21 protein-coding genes are annotated in these 17,162 nt (G+C 74.2%); 11 read left to right on the top strand and 10 right to left on the bottom strand.

Annotation, left to right across the window (positions count from 1 at the left end; translation table 11 throughout):
* The first annotated feature begins 30 nt into the window (after positions 1 to 30).
* Positions 31 to 1,494 (top strand): argininosuccinate lyase, encoded by a 1,464-nt coding sequence (gene argH, locus FXF50_RS08510; protein ID WP_148426963.1) that lies wholly within the window; start codon positions 31 to 33, stop codon positions 1,492 to 1,494.
* 40 nt (positions 1,495 to 1,534) lie between these two features.
* Here the strand turns inward: argH and FXF50_RS08505 are convergent, their stop codons facing one another.
* Both FXF50_RS08505 and FXF50_RS08500 read right to left on the bottom strand, forming a co-directional pair.
* The gene (locus FXF50_RS08505) at positions 1,535 to 1,888 is read right to left on the bottom strand and encodes an MmcQ/YjbR family DNA-binding protein (protein WP_148426684.1); all 354 of its coding nucleotides are present in this window, start codon (positions 1,886 to 1,888) and stop codon (positions 1,535 to 1,537) included.
* A 61-nt stretch (positions 1,889 to 1,949) separates the two neighbouring features.
* Entirely contained in the window at positions 1,950 to 2,375 is a 426-nt protein-coding gene (locus FXF50_RS08500; protein WP_091321695.1) for a DNA-binding protein, read from the bottom strand.
* A gap of 92 nt (positions 2,376 to 2,467) precedes the next feature.
* Here FXF50_RS08500 and FXF50_RS08495 point away from each other — a divergent pair, with 92 nt between their 5' ends.
* The 5 genes from FXF50_RS08495 (at position 2,468) to FXF50_RS08475 (ending at position 6,518) form a co-directional block, all read left to right on the top strand.
* Positions 2,468 to 3,085, top strand: coding sequence for a DNA-3-methyladenine glycosylase (locus tag FXF50_RS08495; RefSeq protein WP_148426683.1), 618 nt, complete (start codon positions 2,468 to 2,470; stop codon positions 3,083 to 3,085).
* An 81-nt stretch (positions 3,086 to 3,166) separates the two neighbouring features.
* Positions 3,167 to 4,249 carry an exo-alpha-sialidase gene (locus tag FXF50_RS08490; RefSeq protein ID WP_148426682.1) on the top strand — a complete coding sequence of 361 codons (1,083 nt, stop codon included), beginning with the start codon at positions 3,167 to 3,169 and terminating at the stop codon, positions 4,247 to 4,249.
* Positions 4,250 to 4,525: a ubiquitin-like small modifier protein 1 gene (locus FXF50_RS08485; protein WP_148426681.1), complete on the top strand. Its 276-nt coding sequence runs from the start codon at positions 4,250 to 4,252 to the stop codon at positions 4,523 to 4,525. It abuts the gene before it with no gap.
* Between the two features lie 230 nt (positions 4,526 to 4,755).
* The gene (locus FXF50_RS08480) at positions 4,756 to 5,895 is read left to right on the top strand and encodes an LLM class flavin-dependent oxidoreductase (protein ID WP_148426680.1); all 1,140 of its coding nucleotides are present in this window, start codon (positions 4,756 to 4,758) and stop codon (positions 5,893 to 5,895) included.
* On the top strand, positions 5,892 to 6,518 hold the full coding sequence (locus FXF50_RS08475; RefSeq protein WP_148426679.1) for an FMN reductase: 627 nt from the start codon (positions 5,892 to 5,894) through the stop codon (positions 6,516 to 6,518). The genes FXF50_RS08480 and FXF50_RS08475 overlap by 4 nt, the downstream gene beginning before the upstream one ends.
* A gap of 53 nt (positions 6,519 to 6,571) precedes the next feature.
* Here the strand turns inward: FXF50_RS08475 and FXF50_RS08470 are convergent, their stop codons facing one another.
* Positions 6,572 to 7,462: a universal stress protein gene (locus FXF50_RS08470; RefSeq protein ID WP_187399587.1), complete on the bottom strand. Its 891-nt coding sequence runs from the start codon at positions 7,460 to 7,462 to the stop codon at positions 6,572 to 6,574.
* A 114-nt stretch (positions 7,463 to 7,576) separates the two neighbouring features.
* Complete coding sequence (locus tag FXF50_RS08465; RefSeq protein ID WP_148426677.1) at positions 7,577 to 8,473, bottom strand: universal stress protein; 897 nt, start codon at positions 8,471 to 8,473, stop codon at positions 7,577 to 7,579.
* 209 nt (positions 8,474 to 8,682) lie between these two features.
* On the opposite strand from FXF50_RS08465, the gene FXF50_RS08460 reads away from it, so the two are divergent.
* Positions 8,683 to 9,159 (top strand): cyclic nucleotide-binding domain-containing protein, encoded by a 477-nt coding sequence (locus FXF50_RS08460; protein ID WP_148426676.1) that lies wholly within the window; start codon positions 8,683 to 8,685, stop codon positions 9,157 to 9,159.
* On the opposite strand, the gene FXF50_RS08455 is transcribed toward FXF50_RS08460, so the two are convergent.
* Positions 9,123 to 9,416 carry a hypothetical protein gene (locus FXF50_RS08455; RefSeq protein ID WP_255509972.1) on the bottom strand — a complete coding sequence of 98 codons (294 nt, stop codon included), beginning with the start codon at positions 9,414 to 9,416 and terminating at the stop codon, positions 9,123 to 9,125. The two genes, FXF50_RS08460 and FXF50_RS08455, sit on opposite strands and share 37 nt — an antisense overlap.
* A 160-nt stretch (positions 9,417 to 9,576) precedes the next feature.
* Positions 9,577 to 10,029, bottom strand: a complete 453-nt coding sequence (locus tag FXF50_RS08450; protein ID WP_148426675.1) for a hypothetical protein — start codon at positions 10,027 to 10,029, stop codon at positions 9,577 to 9,579.
* A gap of 181 nt (positions 10,030 to 10,210) precedes the next feature.
* On the opposite strand from FXF50_RS08450, the gene FXF50_RS08445 reads away from it, so the two are divergent.
* From FXF50_RS08445 to FXF50_RS08435, 3 genes are all read left to right on the top strand, one after another.
* Complete coding sequence (locus FXF50_RS08445) at positions 10,211 to 10,714, top strand: GNAT family N-acetyltransferase (RefSeq protein ID WP_148426674.1); 504 nt, start codon at positions 10,211 to 10,213, stop codon at positions 10,712 to 10,714.
* 10 nt (positions 10,715 to 10,724) lie between these two features.
* A complete protein-coding gene (locus FXF50_RS08440) occupies positions 10,725 to 11,351 on the top strand; it encodes a YgjV family protein (protein ID WP_148426673.1) in 627 nt (208 codons plus the stop codon).
* A 123-nt stretch (positions 11,352 to 11,474) separates the two neighbouring features.
* Complete coding sequence (locus tag FXF50_RS08435) at positions 11,475 to 12,809, top strand: hemolysin family protein (protein ID WP_148426672.1); 1,335 nt, start codon at positions 11,475 to 11,477, stop codon at positions 12,807 to 12,809.
* 30 nt (positions 12,810 to 12,839) lie between these two features.
* Here the strand turns inward: FXF50_RS08435 and FXF50_RS08430 are convergent, their stop codons facing one another.
* The 4 genes from FXF50_RS08430 to FXF50_RS08415 all read right to left on the bottom strand — a co-directional run bounded on the left by FXF50_RS08430 (position 12,840) and on the right by FXF50_RS08415 (position 15,220).
* Positions 12,840 to 13,157, bottom strand: coding sequence for a PRC-barrel domain-containing protein (locus FXF50_RS08430; RefSeq protein WP_148426671.1), 318 nt, complete (start codon positions 13,155 to 13,157; stop codon positions 12,840 to 12,842).
* On the bottom strand, positions 13,144 to 13,524 hold the full coding sequence (locus FXF50_RS08425) for a hypothetical protein (protein WP_148426670.1): 381 nt from the start codon (positions 13,522 to 13,524) through the stop codon (positions 13,144 to 13,146). The genes FXF50_RS08430 and FXF50_RS08425 overlap by 14 nt, the downstream gene beginning before the upstream one ends.
* Entirely contained in the window at positions 13,521 to 14,747 is a 1,227-nt protein-coding gene (locus tag FXF50_RS08420; RefSeq protein ID WP_148426669.1) for an NRAMP family divalent metal transporter, read from the bottom strand. Before FXF50_RS08420 ends, FXF50_RS08425 begins: the two co-directional genes overlap by 4 nt.
* Positions 14,748 to 14,830: 83 nt before the next feature.
* On the bottom strand, positions 14,831 to 15,220 hold the full coding sequence (locus tag FXF50_RS08415) for a PaaI family thioesterase (RefSeq protein ID WP_148426668.1): 390 nt from the start codon (positions 15,218 to 15,220) through the stop codon (positions 14,831 to 14,833).
* A gap of 98 nt (positions 15,221 to 15,318) precedes the next feature.
* Here FXF50_RS08415 and tyrS point away from each other — a divergent pair, with 98 nt between their 5' ends.
* Complete coding sequence (tyrS, locus tag FXF50_RS08410; protein WP_370464088.1) at positions 15,319 to 16,608, top strand: tyrosine--tRNA ligase; 1,290 nt, start codon at positions 15,319 to 15,321, stop codon at positions 16,606 to 16,608.
* The last annotated feature ends 554 nt before the right edge of the window (positions 16,609 to 17,162 follow it).

Genomic DNA, 17,162 nt, shown 5'->3' with positions numbered 1-17,162 from the left:
AGTCGGGAGCGAAAGGTGAGCGCTGCCACAATGGGTGGGGTGGACGACAAGAGCCTGACCGAGAACAGCGCCCCCGCCAACCGGACGAGCCTCTGGGGAGGCCGGTTCGCCGGCGGACCCGCCGAGGCGCTCGCGCGGCTGTCGGTGAGCGTCCAGTTCGACTGGCGCCTTGCCCCGTACGACATCGCCGGCTCCCGGGCGCACGCCCGGGTCCTGGCCGGCGCCGGCCTGCTCGACCCGGAGGAGCTGGGGAGGATCCTGGCCGCGCTGGACGACCTGGAGGCCGCCTGCGCCTCCGGGGCGTTCCGCCCCACGGTCGACGACGAGGACGTGCACACGGCCCTGGAGCGCGGCCTGCTGGAGCGGCTCGGCAGCCTCGGCGGCAAGCTGCGCGCCGGCCGCTCCCGCAACGACCAGGTCGCCACCGACCTGCGGCTCTACCTGCGCGACCACGCCCGCGGCGTGGCCGCCCGGCTGGTCGAGCTGGCCGAGGCCCTGGTCGAGCAGGCGGAGCGGCACGTGGACACCGCCGCGCCCGGCATGACCCACCTCCAGCACGCCCAGCCGGTCACCTTCGGCCACTGGCTGCTCGCCCATGTGCAGCCGCTGCTGCGGGACCTGGAGCGGCTGCGCGACTGGGACCACCGGTGTGCCGTGAGCCCGCTCGGCGCGGGCGCGCTCGCCGGGTCCGGCCTGCCGCTGGACCCGGTGGCGGTCGCCAAGGAGCTGGGCTTCCGCACGTCCTTCGCCAACTCGATGGACGCGGTGGCCGACCGGGACTTCGTCGCCGAGTTCCTCTTCGTCACCGCGATGATCGGCGTGCACCTGTCCCGCCTCGGCGAGGAGGTGGTGCTCTGGACGTCGCACGAGTTCGGCTGGGTCGAGCTGGACGACGCGTTCGCCACCGGGTCGTCGATCATGCCGCAGAAGAAGAACGCGGACATCGCCGAGCTGGCCCGGGGCAAGTCCGGCCGCCTGGTCGGCGGTCTCATGAGCGTGCTCACCATGCTCAAGGGCCTGCCGATGACCTACGACCGGGACATGCAGGAGGACAAGGAGCCGGCCTTCGACGCGGTCGACACCCTGGAGCTGCTGCTGCCCGCCCTCGCGGGAATGATCTCCACGATGACGGTCCGGGTCGACCGGCTGGTTGCCGCCGCGCCGGTCGGCTTCTCGCTGGCCACCGAGGTCGCCGACTGGCTGGTCCGCCGGAACGTGCCGTTCCGCGACGCGCACGAGATCACCGGCAAGCTGGTGGCGCTCTGCGTGGCCCGCGACTGCGCCCTCGACGAGGTCTCCGACGACGACCTGGCCGCGGTCAGCGAGCACCTCGACCCGTCGGTGCGGGACGTGCTCTCCGTGCGCTCCGCCCTGGCGGCCCGGACCACCCCCGGCTCGACCGGCCCCGGGCCGGTGGCCGATCAACTCGCGGCCGCCGCGGACCGGCTGGCCGGCTGGCGGGACTGGACCGCCGAGCGGGTCGTGCCCCGCTGAGTCCGACGCCCCGCGCGGTGGCCCCGGCCGCCGCGCGGGGTCAGACCGTCGGCCGCTCGCGCTTGGGCAGCTTCGCCACCACCGCGTCGTACGACCCGTCGACGGCCTCGATCAGCTCGTCGTCCGGGATGCCGCCCCCGAGCCGCAGCGTGTTCCAGCCGGAGCGGCCGATGTAGGGGGAGGAGCGGGCGTCGTCGGGGAACCGGTGCAGCCACTCGTCGGCCACCTCCCGGGACGGCCCGCACTTGACCCCGACCCGGGCCTCGCCCTCGGGGGCGCCCAAAAAGGCGAAGATCCGGCTGCCCACCTTCACCACCTCGTCGCCCTCCCACGGCCGGTCCAGCCAGGCCCCCGGCTTGGCCAGGCAGTAGGCCAGCATCTCCTCGCGCGTCATCGCGTCCTCCCGTGCCCTCGTCCGGGACAGTCTCGCCCGCCGCTGTGACAGTCGGCGGTGGTCAGTCGCCGGTGCCGGTGCGCACGGTGAGCCGCTCGTAGCGCTGCCGGGCCGCCTGGGCGCTGCCCAGCCCCAGCCCGAAGGCGATGGCCTGCCAGGTCAGGCCGCGGCCGCGGGCCACCTGGAGCAGCCCGGCCTCCAGCGCGTCGACCTCGGCGCGCACGTGCGGGATCAGGGTCAGCGCGGCCATCAGGTCGGCCTGGTCGACCGGCTCCTCGCCCTCCGCCAGCTCCGCCCCGCCCGCGAGGGCCATCACCAGCGTGGCCGCCTCGTAGGCGTCGGGGACGTCGGGGTGCGCGTAGCGGCGGCGGCGGGCGTCGGTGCCGGCGTGCCGCTCGGCGATCCGCAGCAGCGCCGCGTAGTTGCGGTGGGCCCGCGCCTGGGCAGCATCCGGAGCGGTGAACGGGTCGTTATCCAGCGTGACCATGTCGTCCATCCCACACCCTTGAACGACATTTTGTCAACGCCCCGTTGAAAGCAATTCGTGCTCACCTTCGGGGATCCGGTTAGGGTTCTCCGGTGACCGCGACCGACCTCTCCGTCCTTTCCGACCTACTCGCCGGCCCCGTGGTTCCCGCCGCCCGGGGACTGCTCGGCTGCCGGCTCAGCGGCCACGGGGTCACGGTCCGGATCACCGAGGTCGAGGCGTACGCGGGCACCGCCGGCGACCCCGCCTCACACGCCCACCGCGGGCGCACCCCGCGCAACGCGGTGATGTTCGGCCCGGCCGGGCACGCCTACGTCTACTTCACCTACGGCATGCACTGGTGCGTGAACGTGGTGACCGGGCCGGACGGCGAGGCCGCGGCGGTGCTGCTGCGTGCCGGCGAGGTGGTCGACGGCCTCGACGTCGCGCGGGAGCGCCGGCCGGCCGTACGCAGGGACGTCGATCTCGCGCGCGGGCCCGCCCGGCTCTGCGCGGCGCTCGGCATCGACCGGTCCGTCTACGGCGCAGACCTGCTCGGCGACGGTCCGGTGCGCCTGCGGCCCCCGCTCGCGCCGGTGCCGGAGGCGGCGGTCACCGCCGGGCCGCGGGTGGGCGTCACCGGCGCCCACGACGTGCCGTGGCGATTCTGGATCGCGGGCGACCCGACGGTGAGCGCGTACCGCCGGCACGTGCCGCGGACCCGACGCTGACCGGCGCTCGGCGAGCCGGGCGGGAATCCTGTCGGTGGGTGTGGCGATAATCACGGCACCCGTCGACAAGGGAGGACCGGCATGACGACGCTGCTCGCGATCGGCACCGGCAAGGGACTCTTCCTGGCCACCAGCACCGACCGGCGCGACTGGGCGGTGAGCGGCCCGCACTTCCCCATGACCGGGGTCTACGCGGTCGCCGTCGACAAGCGCCCCGGCCGGCCCCGGCTGCTGGCCGGCATGACCAGCTCGCACTTCGGCCCCAGCGTGGCCACCAGCGACGACCTCGGCGGCTCGTGGCAGGAGCCCGAGCAGGCGCCGGTGGCGTTCCCGGCCGACACCGGGGCCAGCCTGGGTCGGGTCTGGCAGCTCACCCCGGCCGGCCCCGACCAGCCCGACGTGGTCTGGGCGGGCACCGAACCGTCCGCGCTGTTCCGCTCCGACGACGGCGGTCGCAGCTTCAGCCTGGTCCGGGCGCTCTGGGACCACCCCCACCGCGAGCAGTGGGCCGCCGGCTTCGGCGGGCAGGCCGTCCACAGTGTGCTCCCGCACCCGCGCGACCCGGGCCGGATGGCCGTGGCGATGTCCACCGGCGGGGTCTACCGCACCGAGGACGCCGGGGCGAGTTGGGCGCCGGGCAACACCGGCATCCGGGCGTACTTCCTGCCTGACGAGTGGCCCGAGTTCGGCCAGTGCGTCCACAAGATCGCCCGGGACGCCGGCGACCCCGAGCGCCTCTACGCGCAGAACCACCACGGCGTCTACCGCTCCGACGACGACGGCCTCAGCTGGACCTCGATCGCCGCGGGCCTGCCCAGCGACTTCGGCTTCCCGATCGTCGCCCACCCGTCCCGCCCCGGCACCGTCTACGCCTTCCCGCTGACGGCGGACGGCGAGCGGTTCCCGACCGACCGGCGCTGCCGGGTCTACCGCTCCACCGACGCCGGAAAGAGCTGGGACCCCCTGACCGCCGGCCTGCCCGAGGGGCCGTTCTATCCCTCGGTGCTGCGCGACGCGATGTGCGCCGACGACCACGACCCGGCCGGGGTCTACTTCGGCACCCGCTCGGGCGAGGTCTACGCCAGCGCCGACGACGGCGACTCCTGGTCGCGGGTCGCCGCGCACCTGCCCGACGTGCTCTGTGTCCGGGCCGCGGAGGTTTGAGTGGTCACCGTGCTGCTGCCCGGCCCGCTCCGGCCCGAGGCGGGCGGGGAGAGTCGGCTGACCGTGGCCGCCGCCGGCACCCTGGGGGCGGTCCTCGACGAGCTGGCCGCCACCTGGCCCCGGCTGGCGCGCCGGATCCGCGACGAGCGGGGTGAGCTGCGCCGCTACGTCAACGTCTACGTCGACGGCGAGGACTGCCGCCACGCCGGCGGCCTCGACACCCCGGTCCCGGACAACGCCGAGATCCAGGTGCTGCCCTCGGTGGCCGGCGGCTGACCCCGACCGCCCCCGTCCCCCGCCAGCGCCATTGATCAAGAGGTTTGCGTCGGAATCGGCCCGGATCCTGACGCAAACCTCTTGATCATTCTGGCGGGGCTGGGGGGTCGCGGTGGGGGTGAGGTGGGCCACGTCGTGTCGGGGCCGCTCCGGAATAGTTGACTCGTCAAATATGTTGTGCGGAGCGATGCCGGGCCGGAGTGGTCCGGGCCCCACGCGAGGAGCCGGTCATGCAGTTCGGAGTCTTCACCGTCGGCGACGTCACGGTCGACCCGACCAACGGGCGGCTGCCGTCCGAGCATGAGCGGATCAAGGCGATGGTGGCCATCGCGCTCAAGGCCGAGGAGGTCGGGCTGGACGTGTTCGCCACCGGCGAGCACCACAACCCGCCGTTCGTGCCGTCGTCGCCCACGACCATGCTGGGCCACATCGCCGCCCGCACCGAGCGGCTGCTGCTGTCGACCGCGACCACGCTGATCACCACCAACGACCCGGTGAAGATCGCCGAGGACTACGCGATGCTCCAGCACCTGGCCGACGGCCGGGTGGACCTCATGATGGGCCGCGGCAACACCGGCCCGGTCTACCCCTGGTTCGGGCAGGACATCCGCAACGGCATCCCGCTCGCCATCGAGAACTACGACCTGCTGCACCGGCTGTGGCGGGAGGACGTGGTCGACTGGAAGGGCCGGTTCCGCACCCCGCTCCAGTCGTTCACCTCGACCCCACGCCCGCTCGACGGCGTGCCGCCGTTCGTCTGGCACGGCTCGATCCGCAGCCCCGAGATCGCCGAGCAGGCCGCCTACTACGGCGACGGCTTCTTCGCCAACCACATCTTCTGGCCGAAGGAGCACACCCAGCGGATGGTCGGGCTCTACCGGCAGCGCTTCGCGCACTACGGCCACGGCTCCGCCGACCAGGCCATCGTCGGCCTCGGCGGCCAGGTGTTCATGCGGAAGAACTCGCAGGACGCGGTGCGCGAGTTCCGGCCGTACTTCGACAACGCCCCGGTCTACGGGCACGGCCCGTCGCTGGAGGAGTTCACCCGGGAGACCCCGCTGACCGTCGGCAGCCCGCAGCAGGTCATCGACCGGACGCTGGGCTTCCGCGAGTACGTCGGCGACTACCAGCGCCAGCTCTTCCTCATGGACCACGCCGGGCTGCCGCTGAAGACCGTCCTGGAGCAGCTCGACATCCTGGGGGAGGAGGTCGTCCCGGTGCTGCGCAAGGAGTTCGACTCGCTGCGCCCGGCGCACGTGCCCGAGGCGCCCACGCACGCCTCGCTGCTGGCCGCGGCGGGCGGCGCCAAGGACAGCACCGTCCACGCCGTCGACGACGTGACCGGCAAGGCACCCGAGGAGGCCCTATGACCCGCCGCACCCTGGCCGTCGTCTCGGCCGGCCTCGGCCAGCCCTCGTCGACCCGGCTGCTCGCCGACCAGCTCGCCGCGGCCGCCCGCGACGAGCTGGTCCGGCGCGGCGCCGAGGTGGAGATCCGCACGGTGGAGCTGCGCGAGCACGCCCACGACGTGGTGAACCACATGCTCACCGGCTTCCCGCCGGCCGCCCTGCGCGCGGCGCTGGACGCCGTCGCCGGCGCGGACGGGCTGATCGCGGTCACCCCGGTCTTCAACGCCTCGTACAGCGGGCTGTTCAAGTCGTTCTTCGACGTCGTGGAGAAGGACGCGCTGGCCGACCGGCCGGTCCTCATCGGGGCCACCGGCGGCACGGCCCGGCACTCGCTCGCCCTGGAGCACGCGGTCCGGCCGATGTTCGCCTACCTTCGGGCCGTCGTCATGCCGACGGCGGTCTTCGCCGCGCCCGAGGACTGGGCCGGCGACGGCGACGACAGCGCCTTGCGGGCCCGGATCCGGCGGGCCGGCATCGAGCTGGCCGAGCAGGTGGACCGCCGCCCGGCGGCGACCAAACCGGCCGACCCGTTCGCGCTCACCACCAGCTTCGAGGACCTGCTCGCCGGCCGCGACCCGGCCTGAGCCGGGCCGCAACCCGGCGGCCGATCAGCCCGACCCCGGCGCGGGCCGGCGACTCAGTCGTCGGCCGGCTCGTACGGGTGCGCCACCAGCACCGGGCAGTGGGCGTGCTGCACCAGCGCCTGGCTGACCGAGCCGAGCAGCAGCCCGGCGAAGCCGCCCCGGCCCCGGGAGCCGACCACCACCAGCGCCGCCTCCCCGCTCGCCTCGATGAGCGCCTGCTCCGGGGAGGCGGCCGCCACCGGCCGCTCGCCGACGCTCAGCACCGGATGGTCCGCGCGGATCCGGGCGGCCGCCCCGGCCAGCAGCTCGGCGGACTCGGCCTGCCCGGCGGCGGTGGCCTCGGCGGCGGCGTCGGGCGCCACCGCGCCCCGCTCCGGCGTGCGGACGTGGACCAGCACGAGGGCGGCGTCCCGGCGGACCGCCTCGTCGGCGGCGAGCCGGAGGGCGTGCCCGGCCGACTCGGACCCGTCCACCCCGACCAGCACCGGGCCCCGCACCGGGATCGGCTGCTCCGCCGGGCGGACCACCAGCACCGGGCAGTGCGCGTGCTGCGCGACCTGGTTGCTGACCGAGCCGAGCAGCAGCCCCGCGAAGCCGCCCACGCCCCGGCTGCCCACCACGACGAGCTCCGCCCGGCGGGACTCCTCGACCAGCGTGGCGCCGGGGCCGCCGGCCACCTGGCGCACCTCCACCCGCAGGGTCGGATGCCGGCCGACCAGTTCGGCGGCCACCTGCTCCAACATCTTCTGCGACTCCTCGGTGGGCGCCGGCACCCCCAGGTCGTACGGGTTGAGCGGCACGCCGTAGCCGAGGGGATGCAGGTAGCCGTGCACCAGGTGCAGCGGCCGGGACCGCGCCACGGCGGCCCGGGCGGCGTGTTCGGCGGCGGTGAGGCTGGTCGACGATCCGTCGACACCCACCACGACTGGTCGGTTCATCGGCATCCTTCCGGTCGGTTCCGCCCATTGTCGACCACCACCCGGCCCGTGGCGTCCGAACGCCGACGGCCGTCCGCGCCGGCCGAGGGGGGAAGTGGCCGGCGCGGACGGATGTCGGGGTCAGCCCGCGGCGTGACCCCGGCGGTGCCGGACGATGGCCAGCGGGCTGCGCGCGTGGTGCAGCACCGCGTGGCTGACCGAGCCGAGCAGCAGCCCGCCCAGGCTGCCCCGGCCGTGCGCGCCGACCACGACCAGTTGCGCGTCGGCGGACTCCGCCAGCAGCACCGGCGCGGGGGCGCCGGCGACCAGCTTCCGCCGTACGCGGACCTCGGGGTAGCGCTCGGCCCAGCCGGCGACCGCCTCGGCGAGCACCCGCTCCTCCTCCGCACGCAGCTGCTCCGGGTCGTAGACCAGCGGCACGATGTCGCCGGGCCCGACCGGGGCCGGGTAGAGCCAGGCGTGCACCGCCACCAGGTCGGCGCCGCGCTGCGCCGCCTCGGCGAACGCGAAGCCGATCGCCTCCGTGGAGAGGTCGGAGCCGTCCACCCCGACCACCACCGGGCCGTCGGCGCGCGGCTCGCCCCGCACCACCAGCACGGGGCAGTCCGCCCGGGCGGAGAGCCCGACGGCCGCCGAGCCGACCAGCAGCTCGGCGAAGCCGCCCAGTCCGCGGTGGCCGAGGACCAGCAGCGCCGCGTCCCGGCTCTCCTCCAGCAGCACGGCGACGGCGCCGCCGTCGCGCGCCACGCCGGTCACCGGCAGCTCGGCGTCGACCTTGCGGGCCTCGTCGACCGCCTCGGCGACCAGCTTGTCCGCTTCCCGCCGCAGGTCCTCGTGCGGCAGGGTGGCCGCCATCGGGCCGAGCGGGGTGCCGAGTAGCGGCCACAGGAACGCGTGCACCACCCGCAGCGGCCGGTGGCGGGCCACCGCCTCCCGCGCGGCCACCCGGACCGCGTCCAGAGCGGTGGCGGAACCGTCCACGCCCACCACGACGGGGGCACCGGATCTGTCGGTCATCACGTCCTCCTTCGTCCACCTCCACGGTCTTCCGGCGGGCGACCCGCCGGCAGAGGCCTTGCACCCGGCCGGTTCGGGACCAACGGCCCTGACATTCCGGGCCGGACGGGAGTCCGATGGAGTCGGGACGATCCGCCCCGTGACGCGTGCGCACCGGGACCCGGTGGGCGGCCGGGGTTTCCCGTCCGACCCTGGGAGGCGAGCGACCGATGACCCCGCTGGAGATGCTCCGCGCACACCCCTTCCTCGCCGGGTTGCCCGAGGAGTGGCTGCCCCCGCTGACCGGATACGCCCGCCCGGTGGTCTGGCACCCCGGGCACCGGCTGTTCCGGGCCGGGCAGCCGGCCGAGCGGTTCTGGCTGGTCCGAGGCGGCCAGGTGGCGCTGGACTTCCCGGTGCCCGGCCGCGGTGACGTGGGGATCGAGACGATCGGCCCGGGCGGGGTGCTCGGCTGGTCCTGGCTCTTCCCGCCCTACCGCTGGCAGTTCGGCGCGGTCGCGGTGCAGCGCAGCACGGCGGTCGAGCTGAGCGCCGCGGGCGTACGCCGGCTGATGGAGTCCGACGACGCGCTGGGCCGGCAGCTCACCACCCGCTTCATGAGCGTCGTGGTGGACCGGCTCCACGCGGCCCGGGTCCGCCTGCTCGACCTCTACGACCTGCCGGCGGTGCTGCCGCCGACCGGGTGACCGACCGTGTGCCGGTGGACGACCAGGTCGTCCACCTCCAGCCGGCCGATCCGCAGCTCACGGATCACCGCCCGCTTGACGGCCAGGCGGGCGATCATGAGCCGGCCGATCGCCACCGCGCCGAGCGCCGCCGCGGCGAGCGCCAGCGGCGCGGCCGCCGTCGGGCCCAGCGCACGTGGGCCGGCCGCGGTCGGGCCGACGACGCGGGCCCGGAGGGTGTGCATCCGAAGTGCCCGGCTCCGCGGGCGCTGCAGCATCCTGTTCACCCCGACGATCCTCCGCCCCTCCCGGTCCGTCCGGCGCCGGTCGGGGCGCCGGTCCACCCGCCGTGTGACGGGACGGGCCCGGCACCTCGACGGTCCGGGATCGGGCACGGCCGCCGGCCTCGACGGAGGCGGCGGCCGTACCCGGTGCGGGTCAGCGGTCGACGACCAGGCGGCGGGCCCGCAGCGCCCGGGCCCACCACGGCCGCCGGTCCGGCCGCAGCGGCGGCAGCGGGGCGCCGCGCAGGCTGACCCGGCCGCCCGGGCCCATGGTGACCGTGCGGATCGCCGGCGGCCGGCGCCGGGCCGTCGCCACCACCCCCACGGCGGTGACGAGCGCGGCCACGGCGAAGGCCCCGGCGGCGGCCGCGACGAGTCGGTCCGGGTCGGCCAGCCGGCGGTAACGGACCCGCCCGCCGGCCACGACGAACGCCCCGACCGGCCGGCCCGCGTGGGTGACCGGCACCAGCGCGGCGGCCGGCGTGCCGGGCAGTTCCAGCACCGGGCCGACCGGCCCGACCGCCACCGGCGTGAGCGTGGGGGTGGGGAGCGGACGGGTCGGCACCGGGGCCGGGGCCGGACCCGTCGGGTTGAAGATGGCGGTCATCGCAGCTGCCCTCCTAGCCGGAGTCGGTACCTGGCCATGTCCGGCCTCCTCGGCTCAGCACGGGACCCGGTGTCCCACTCCCAGGTAACCGGGGCGACCGGCCGGCGCGGCAGGGCCGGCCGGGACCCGGGCCGGGCCGGAGGTCCCGAACCTGTCGGTGGGTCCGCGTATCCTCCGCCGGGTGACCAGTGAGGTGCGGCTCCGCCCGGTACGCGACGAGGACCTGTCGGCGTTCTTCGCCCACGAGCAGGATCCGCAGGCCAACTGGATGGCCGCGTTCGGCCCGAAGGACCCGGCCGACCGGGCCGCCTTCGACGCCCACTGGGCCCGCATCCGGGCCGACCCGCGCATCGTCAACCGCACCGTGACCGTCGACGGCACGGTGGTCGGGCGCGTGGCCGCGTTCCCGGTCGGGGAGCGCACCGAGGTCAGCTACTGGATCGACTCCGCCCACTGGGGGCGCGGCCACGCCACCGCCGCGCTCGCCGCGCTGCTGCGCGAGGTGCCGCAGCGGCCGGTGCACGCCCGCGCCGCCAAGGACAACGCCGCCTCCCTGGCGGTGCTGCGCAAGTGCGGCTTCGTCGTGGTCGGCGAGGACTCGGGGTACGCCGCCGGCCGCGGCGCCGAGGTCGAGGAGTATGTGCTGGAGCTGCCCGCCGAGGCGACCGACCAGGGCGGCCACTAGTCTCCCCGGGGTGAACTGGCTGGAACTCGTCGGCTGGGCCGGCTCCGCGCTGCTGGTCTGGTCGCTCCTGCAGACCCGCATCCTGCGGCTGCGCGCGCTCAACCTGCTCGGCTGCCTCATCCTCATCGGCTACAACGCCGCCGTGCACGTGTGGCCCATGGTCGGGCTGAACGTGGTGCTCGCGGTGATCAACGTCTGGTACCTGCGGAAGATGCTGGCCACCCGGCACGACGCGCAGACCTACGAGGTGGTCGAGGTGGGCACCGGCGACGCCTTCCTGGCCCACACCCTGCGGGTGCACGCCGCCGACATCGCCCGGTTCAACCCGGACTTCCGCTGGGACCCGGCCGCCGCCGACCGCTCGGCGTTCCTGGTGGTCCGCGCCGACGAGGTGGTCGGCGTCGTGGTCTCGCACGCCGAGGCGGGCGGGGTGGCCCAGATCGACCTGGACTACGTGACCCCACCGTTCCGCGACTTCACCCCGGGCGAGTTCGTCTACCGGCGCAGCCGCCTGTTCACCGACCGGGGCTTCCGCCGGGTGGTCAGCCCGCACGGCATGGTGGCCCCCTACTACCACCGGCTCGGCTTCCGGCCCGAGGGCGACGCGTACGTGCTGGACCTGCCGACTCCCGCCTGACCCGCCGCCGGAGGATTGCGCGGCCCGCCCGCGGGGCAACAGAGGGGCCACGCCGCCCGGGACACGGTCGGCGCCGGGGCGGCCACGGCGGCCGGCCCGGGTCGGGCCGAGGGAGAACCGCGCGTGCAGAGCTACTGGAGCCAGCTGGCCCTGGTCGGAGTTCTGGTGATCGTCAACGCGGCCTTCGCCGGCAGTGAGATGGCCCTGGTCTCGCTGCGCGACAGCCAGCTCCAGCGGCTGGAACGCGGCAGCCGGGCGGGCCGCACCCTGGCCCGGCTGGCCAAGGACCCCAACCGGTTCCTGGCCACCATCCAGATCGGCATCACCCTGGCCGGCTTCCTGGCCTCCGCCGCCGCCGCGGTGTCGCTGGCCAAGCCCCTCGTCCCGCTGCTCGGCGCGCTGGGCGACGCCGCCGAGACGGTCGCCATCGTCGGCGTCACCCTGGCGCTCACCTTCGTCACCCTGGTCTTCGGGGAGCTGGCCCCGAAGCGGATCGCCATGCAGTCCGCCGAGCGGTGGGCCCTCGTCGTGGCCCGCCCGCTCGACCTGCTGGCCAGCGTCACCCGACCGGCGGTCTGGGCCCTGGGCGCCACCAGCGATCTGGTGGTCCGCCTCTTCGGGCTGAACCCGAAGCACGAGCCGGAGGAGATCGGCCCGGACGAGCTGCGCGACATCGTGGCCGGCAACCACGGCTTCACCAAGGAGCAGCGGACCATCATCGCCGGCGCCGTGGAGATCGCCGACCGGCAGCTGCGCGCGGTGCTCGTACCCCGGTTGCAGGTCTTCACCCTCGACAGCGGGACGACCGCGGAGGCGGCCCGGCTGGTCCTCGCCGCGACCGGCCACTCCCGCGCGCCGGTGGTCCGGCACGGCGGCCTGGACGACGCGGTCGGGGTGATCCACCTGCGCGACCTGGTCGGCGTCCCCGACGACCGGCCGGTCGACGAGATCGCGCGGCCCCCCATGCTGCTGCCCGACTCGCTGCCGGTGGTCGACGCGCTGCGCCAGTTCAAGGCGGAACGCCAGCACATCGCGCTGGTGGTCGACGAGCGCGGCGCGGTCGACGGCATCGTCACCCTGGAGGACATCCTCGAGGAGATCGTCGGCGAGATCTACGACGAGACCGACCGGGACCTCAGCTCGGTCCGCACCGAGGAGGACGGGACGCTGGTCCTGCCCGGCACCTTCCCGGTGCACGACCTCACCGACCTGGGCGTCGACCTGCCCAACCGCCCGGCGGGCGACTACACCACCATCGCGGGGCTGGTGCTCATCTGCCTCGGGCACATCCCGACCGTGGCGGGGGAGAGCGTCCGCGTCGACGGCTGGGACCTGGCGGTGGCCGGCGTCGATCACCACGCGATCACCGAGGTCCGGGTCCGCCGCCACCGCCGCCACGAGCGGCCCGACGACTCCGCGGAGGTCGAGGCGCCGGTCCTCGACGAGGCGCGGGGCTGATTCGGCCGCCGGCCCGCGGCCGCCCCGGCCTCAGCTCCGGTCGGCCGGTGCCCCGAACGGGAAGCCGGGCACCGGCGGGAGCAGCTGCACCGAGTCGGCGGGGAACTGGCGGGTGCTCCGGCTCAGCAGCCGGGTCACGGCGCGCAGCAGCCACGGCCCCGACGGGTGCCGCTCCGGGCCGATCAGCCGGCTGGCCACCCGGGCCCACCAGTGGCCGGCCACGATCACGTCGGTGATCCGCAGCCGCTCCGGCGGCCAGCCGCCCCGCACCACCACGTCGACCACCTGGCCCAACCGTCGCCCGCGCAGGTCGTACGCGGTCCGGCCGAGCAGCTCACCCGCTCGCACGGTCGGCTCCCGGAATCCGGTCGATCAGGTGCCGGCGCAGCCAGGACTCCACCGGCGAGGGCGGCAGGTCGGCCGCCGGGCAGCGCAGCCGCACCACGCTGTCCACCCGGTCGATCTGGGTGAGCGCCACGCGCCGCGGCGGCACCGGCGGGGCGTCGGTGAACCGGTCGGCCACGGCCGTCAGGATCCGCCCGATCCGGCCGCCGATCCGCAGCCCCAATGCCGCCTGGCCGGTGAGCAGGCAGTCCACGTACGGGTAGCCCTCCTCGTCGACGGCGAACGCGATGTCGTCGACCCGCCCCACGAGCCGGCCGTCGACGTCGACGATCTGCCGGTCGAGCAACTGCTTGTCGAGCTGGATCCTCATCGCCCCATCCTCGTGATGATCGCCAGGGGGAGCGCCGACACCGACGCGGCGACGATGAGCAGCAGGAACACCGCCCCGAGCAGGTTCGTCCACCACCCGTTGACCCGGTCGCCGAGGTAGTTGCGGTCGTTCGCCACCACGAGGATCGGCAGGTAGGTCAGCGGCAGCACCACCGCGCTGAGCACCAGCATGTACTCGGTGAGCCGGACCGGGTCCACGGCGGTCATCAGCAGCAGCACCCCGAGCAGCAGCCCGACCAGCAGCACGCTGTGGAACCGGGCCGCCTCCCGCGGGCTGACCCGCTTGCCCCACTGCCAGCCGAAGTACTGCGACGCCGCGTACGCGGCCGACAGCCCGGTCTCCAGCGCCGCCCCGAAGGTCACCGCGAAGAACGCCAGCACCGCGGCGGCCAGCCCGGCCCCGCCCAGCGCGGTCAGCACGGGCCGGGCCACCTGGTCGAGGGTGTCCAGCGACGCCCCGGACGGGTGGTACGCCACCGTCGCCACGGCGATCAGCGACAGCGCCAGGAACCCGCCGACCGGGAAGCCGATCAGCACGTTCGAGCGGGCGTGCGCCAGGTCGGCGGCGCTCCACCGCTCCTCGACCCCGCCCGAGGAGAAGAAGAACACCTCGTACGGGCTGACCGTCGAGGCGAACAGCGCCACCGCCACGAACCAGTACACCGACCAGGTCTCGCCACCGGAGCTCACCCGCAGCGCCCCGCGCCCCAGCTCCGCCCAGTCGGTGGGCAGCGCGAACAGCGCGACCGCGAAGACCAGCAGGGCCAGCCCGGCCAGCCCGAAGACCCGTTCCATCAGCTCGAAGCGCATCCGCCAGAGCACCAACCAGACCACCACCGCGGCCACCGGCACCCAGAGCAGGTAGCTCAGCCCGGTCGCGAGCTGCAAGGCCAGGGCCACGCCACCCAGCTCCGCGGCCAGCGTGATCACCGTGACCAGCCAGGAGGCGACCAGGTTGAGCAGCGCGACGCGCGGCCCCAGCCGCTCCCGGACCAGGTCGAACACCGCCCGGCCGCTCACCGCCGCGATCCGTCCGGCCATCTCGGCGTACGCGCAGATGCCCACCACCCCGACGAGCAGCACCCAGGCGTGGGCCATCCCGAAGCGGGCGCCGGCCTGGCTCGCCGCCACGAGGTCGCCGATGTCGACGAAGCCGCCGATGGCGGACAGCACGCCGAGTGTGGCGGCGAGGAGCTTCCTCACGTCGGGTCGGGAGCGGGCGGTCTCATCGACGCGACGATATCGGCGTCAGATCCCTCTTTTCGGGCGAATCGAACAGCCCGGGATCAGGCGCCGGTCAGGTTCTGCAACCGCACCTGACCGCGCGAGACCAGCCGGCCACCGTCGTCGGTGATCTCCACGAGCCAGAGCTGCTGGCTGCGGCCCCGGTGGATCGGGGTGCCGACCGCGGTCAGCTCGCCGTCGCGGACGGCACGCAGGAAGTCGGTCTGGTTCGACACCCCGACCACCTTGCCCTTGTCACCCAGCCACAGGGCGCCGCCGATGCTGGCCGCCGTCTCCACCACCGAGCAGTAGACCCCGCCGTGCTGGATCCCGTACGGCTGGTGCAGCTCCGGGCGGACCTGCCAGCGGATCACCACCCGGTCCCCGCTCACCTCGTCGAACTTCAGGCCCAGCAGGGCGACGAAACCCCCGGTCAGATCCGGCTCCTCCACGGCGACCCCTCCCTCTCGCGCGACGCCGCCGCCAGCCTAGTCGCGACCCCCGAGAGGCAAACCCGGTACGGTCCGGGGCCGGTGATGGGGGAGAATCGGTGACCGTGACCGACAGAAACCTCCCGCAGGGGCGGGACTCCCTGACCGACGACCTGCTGTGGCGGGGCCTGATCCAGGACTCGACCGGCCTCGACGAGCTGCGCGCGCTGCTCGACGGCGGGAGTGCCACCTTCTATGTGGGCTTCGACCCGACCGCGCCGAGCCTGCACGTCGGCAACCTCATGCAGGTCGTGATGGCCCGCAGGCTCCAGTTGGCCGGGCACCGGCCGCTGCTGCTGGTGGGTGGCGCCACCGGTCAGATCGGCGACCCGAAGGAGAGCGCCGAGCGCACCCTCAACCCGCCCGAGGTCATCGCCGGTTGGGTGCAGCGCATCCGCGACCAGCTCTCGCCGTTCGTCTCGTACACCGGGGAGAACGCGGCGCAACTGGTCAACAACCTGGACTGGACCGGCGAGATGTCGGTGGTCGAGTTCCTCCGGGACGTCGGCAAGCACTTCCCGGTGAACAAGATGCTGGCCCGCGAGGTGGTCAAGGCGCGGCTGGAGACCGGCATCAGCTACACCGAGTTCAGCTACCAGCTCCTCCAGGCCAACGACTTCTTCGAGCTGCACCGCCGGCACGGCTGCCAGCTCCAGTACGGCGGCTCCGACCAGTGGGGCAACATCACCGCGGGCGTGGACTACATCCGCCGCCGGGGGGCCGGCCCCGTGGAGGCGTTCACCACGCCGCTGGTGACCAAGTCCGACGGCACCAAGTTCGGCAAGAGCGAGACCGGCGCCGTCTGGCTCGACCCCCAGATGACCAGCCCGTACGCCTTCTACCAGTTCTGGGTCAACGCCGACGACCGGGACGTCGGCCGCTACCTGCGGTACTTCAGCTTCCGCTCCCGCGAGGAGATTGAGGAGCTGGAGAAGGCCACGGCGGAACGGCCGCAGGCGCGGCTCGCCCAGCGGGCGCTCGCCGAGGAGCTGACCACCCTCGTCCACGGCGAACGGGAGATGGCCCAGGCCGTCGCGGCCAGCCAGGCGCTCTTCGGCCGGGGCTCGCTCGACGAGCTGTCCCCGGAGACGCTGCGCGCCGCGCTCACCGAGGCCGGTCTGGTGCACCTCGACGAGCTGCCCGACGTCGCGGGCCTGCTCAAGGAGTCGGGCCTGGTGCCGAGCATGAAGGAGGCGCGCCGGGTCATCGCCGAGGGCGGCGCGTACGTCAACAACGTGCGCATCGCCGACGTGGACGCGACGGTGTCGCCGGCGGACCTGCTGCACGGCCGATACCTCGTGCTGCGGCGCGGGAAGCGCAACTTCGCCGGCGTTGAGCTGGGCAGATAGCTCCACGTCGACGGTGTGACGCGGGACGCGCCCGGCGGATTTGACGATCAATCCGCCGGGCGCGTAACTTTTTCTCTGCCAGCGCGGAACGGACGAAACAGGCGAAAGACCTGGGAGGCCGGAGCGCGGGAATGACGACCGGGCGAGGATGGTTGACTCCATCGGATCCTGGACCGGGCGGTGCCCCGGATTCGCCGCGAGGCGGATTTGGCGAGGCGGAACCGACCGGGTAAGGTTGTCGACCGGCAGGGACACGGACGAGCGAGCGGGAAACCGCAGCGGCCGTCCTGCCGAAATCCACGAAGCGCCCGGCGCGAGCCGGTCGAATAGTGGTGCCCGGCAAAAGGGCGGAAGGCGTGACAAACCGCGAAACTCCGGTTTGACACGGCAGAAACCACCGGGTAACGTAGTAAAAGTGCCCGGCGCGAGAGCGGTGGGTGCGGGACGAACGAAATGCCCCGGACGGGGTCCTGCTGATGCGGGGTTCCGGATGGTGTGTGGTTGTTCTTTGAGAACTCAACAGGGTGCTTGATAAGCCAGTGCCAAATTGATTG

The organism is Micromonospora sp. AP08, assembly GCF_008085935.1.
GTDB lineage: Bacteria > Actinomycetota > Actinomycetes > Mycobacteriales > Micromonosporaceae > Micromonospora > Micromonospora chersina.
Note: the sequence above shows the minus strand (reverse complement) of the source record. Positions and strands in the feature narration are given on the sequence as shown.

Coding starts and splice junctions, on each gene's coding strand:
- argH (WP_148426963.1), top strand. CDS start 31: ATGGGTGGGGTGGACGACAAGAGCCTGACCGAGAACAGCGCCCCCGCC.
- FXF50_RS08505 (WP_148426684.1), bottom strand. CDS start 1,888: ATGACGCGCGAGGAGATGCTGGCCTACTGCCTGGCCAAGCCGGGGGCC.
- FXF50_RS08500 (WP_091321695.1), bottom strand. CDS start 2,375: ATGGTCACGCTGGATAACGACCCGTTCACCGCTCCGGATGCTGCCCAG.
- FXF50_RS08490 (WP_148426682.1), top strand. CDS start 3,167: ATGACGACGCTGCTCGCGATCGGCACCGGCAAGGGACTCTTCCTGGCC.
- FXF50_RS08480 (WP_148426680.1), top strand. CDS start 4,756: ATGCAGTTCGGAGTCTTCACCGTCGGCGACGTCACGGTCGACCCGACC.
- FXF50_RS08475 (WP_148426679.1), top strand. CDS start 5,892: ATGACCCGCCGCACCCTGGCCGTCGTCTCGGCCGGCCTCGGCCAGCCC.
- FXF50_RS08470 (WP_187399587.1), bottom strand. CDS start 7,462: ATGCCGATGAACCGACCAGTCGTGGTGGGTGTCGACGGATCGTCGACC.
- FXF50_RS08465 (WP_148426677.1), bottom strand. CDS start 8,473: ATGACCGACAGATCCGGTGCCCCCGTCGTGGTGGGCGTGGACGGTTCC.
- FXF50_RS08460 (WP_148426676.1), top strand. CDS start 8,683: ATGACCCCGCTGGAGATGCTCCGCGCACACCCCTTCCTCGCCGGGTTG.
- FXF50_RS08455 (WP_255509972.1), bottom strand. CDS start 9,416: ATGCTGCAGCGCCCGCGGAGCCGGGCACTTCGGATGCACACCCTCCGG.
- FXF50_RS08450 (WP_148426675.1), bottom strand. CDS start 10,029: ATGACCGCCATCTTCAACCCGACGGGTCCGGCCCCGGCCCCGGTGCCG.
- FXF50_RS08425 (WP_148426670.1), bottom strand. CDS start 13,524: ATGAGGATCCAGCTCGACAAGCAGTTGCTCGACCGGCAGATCGTCGAC.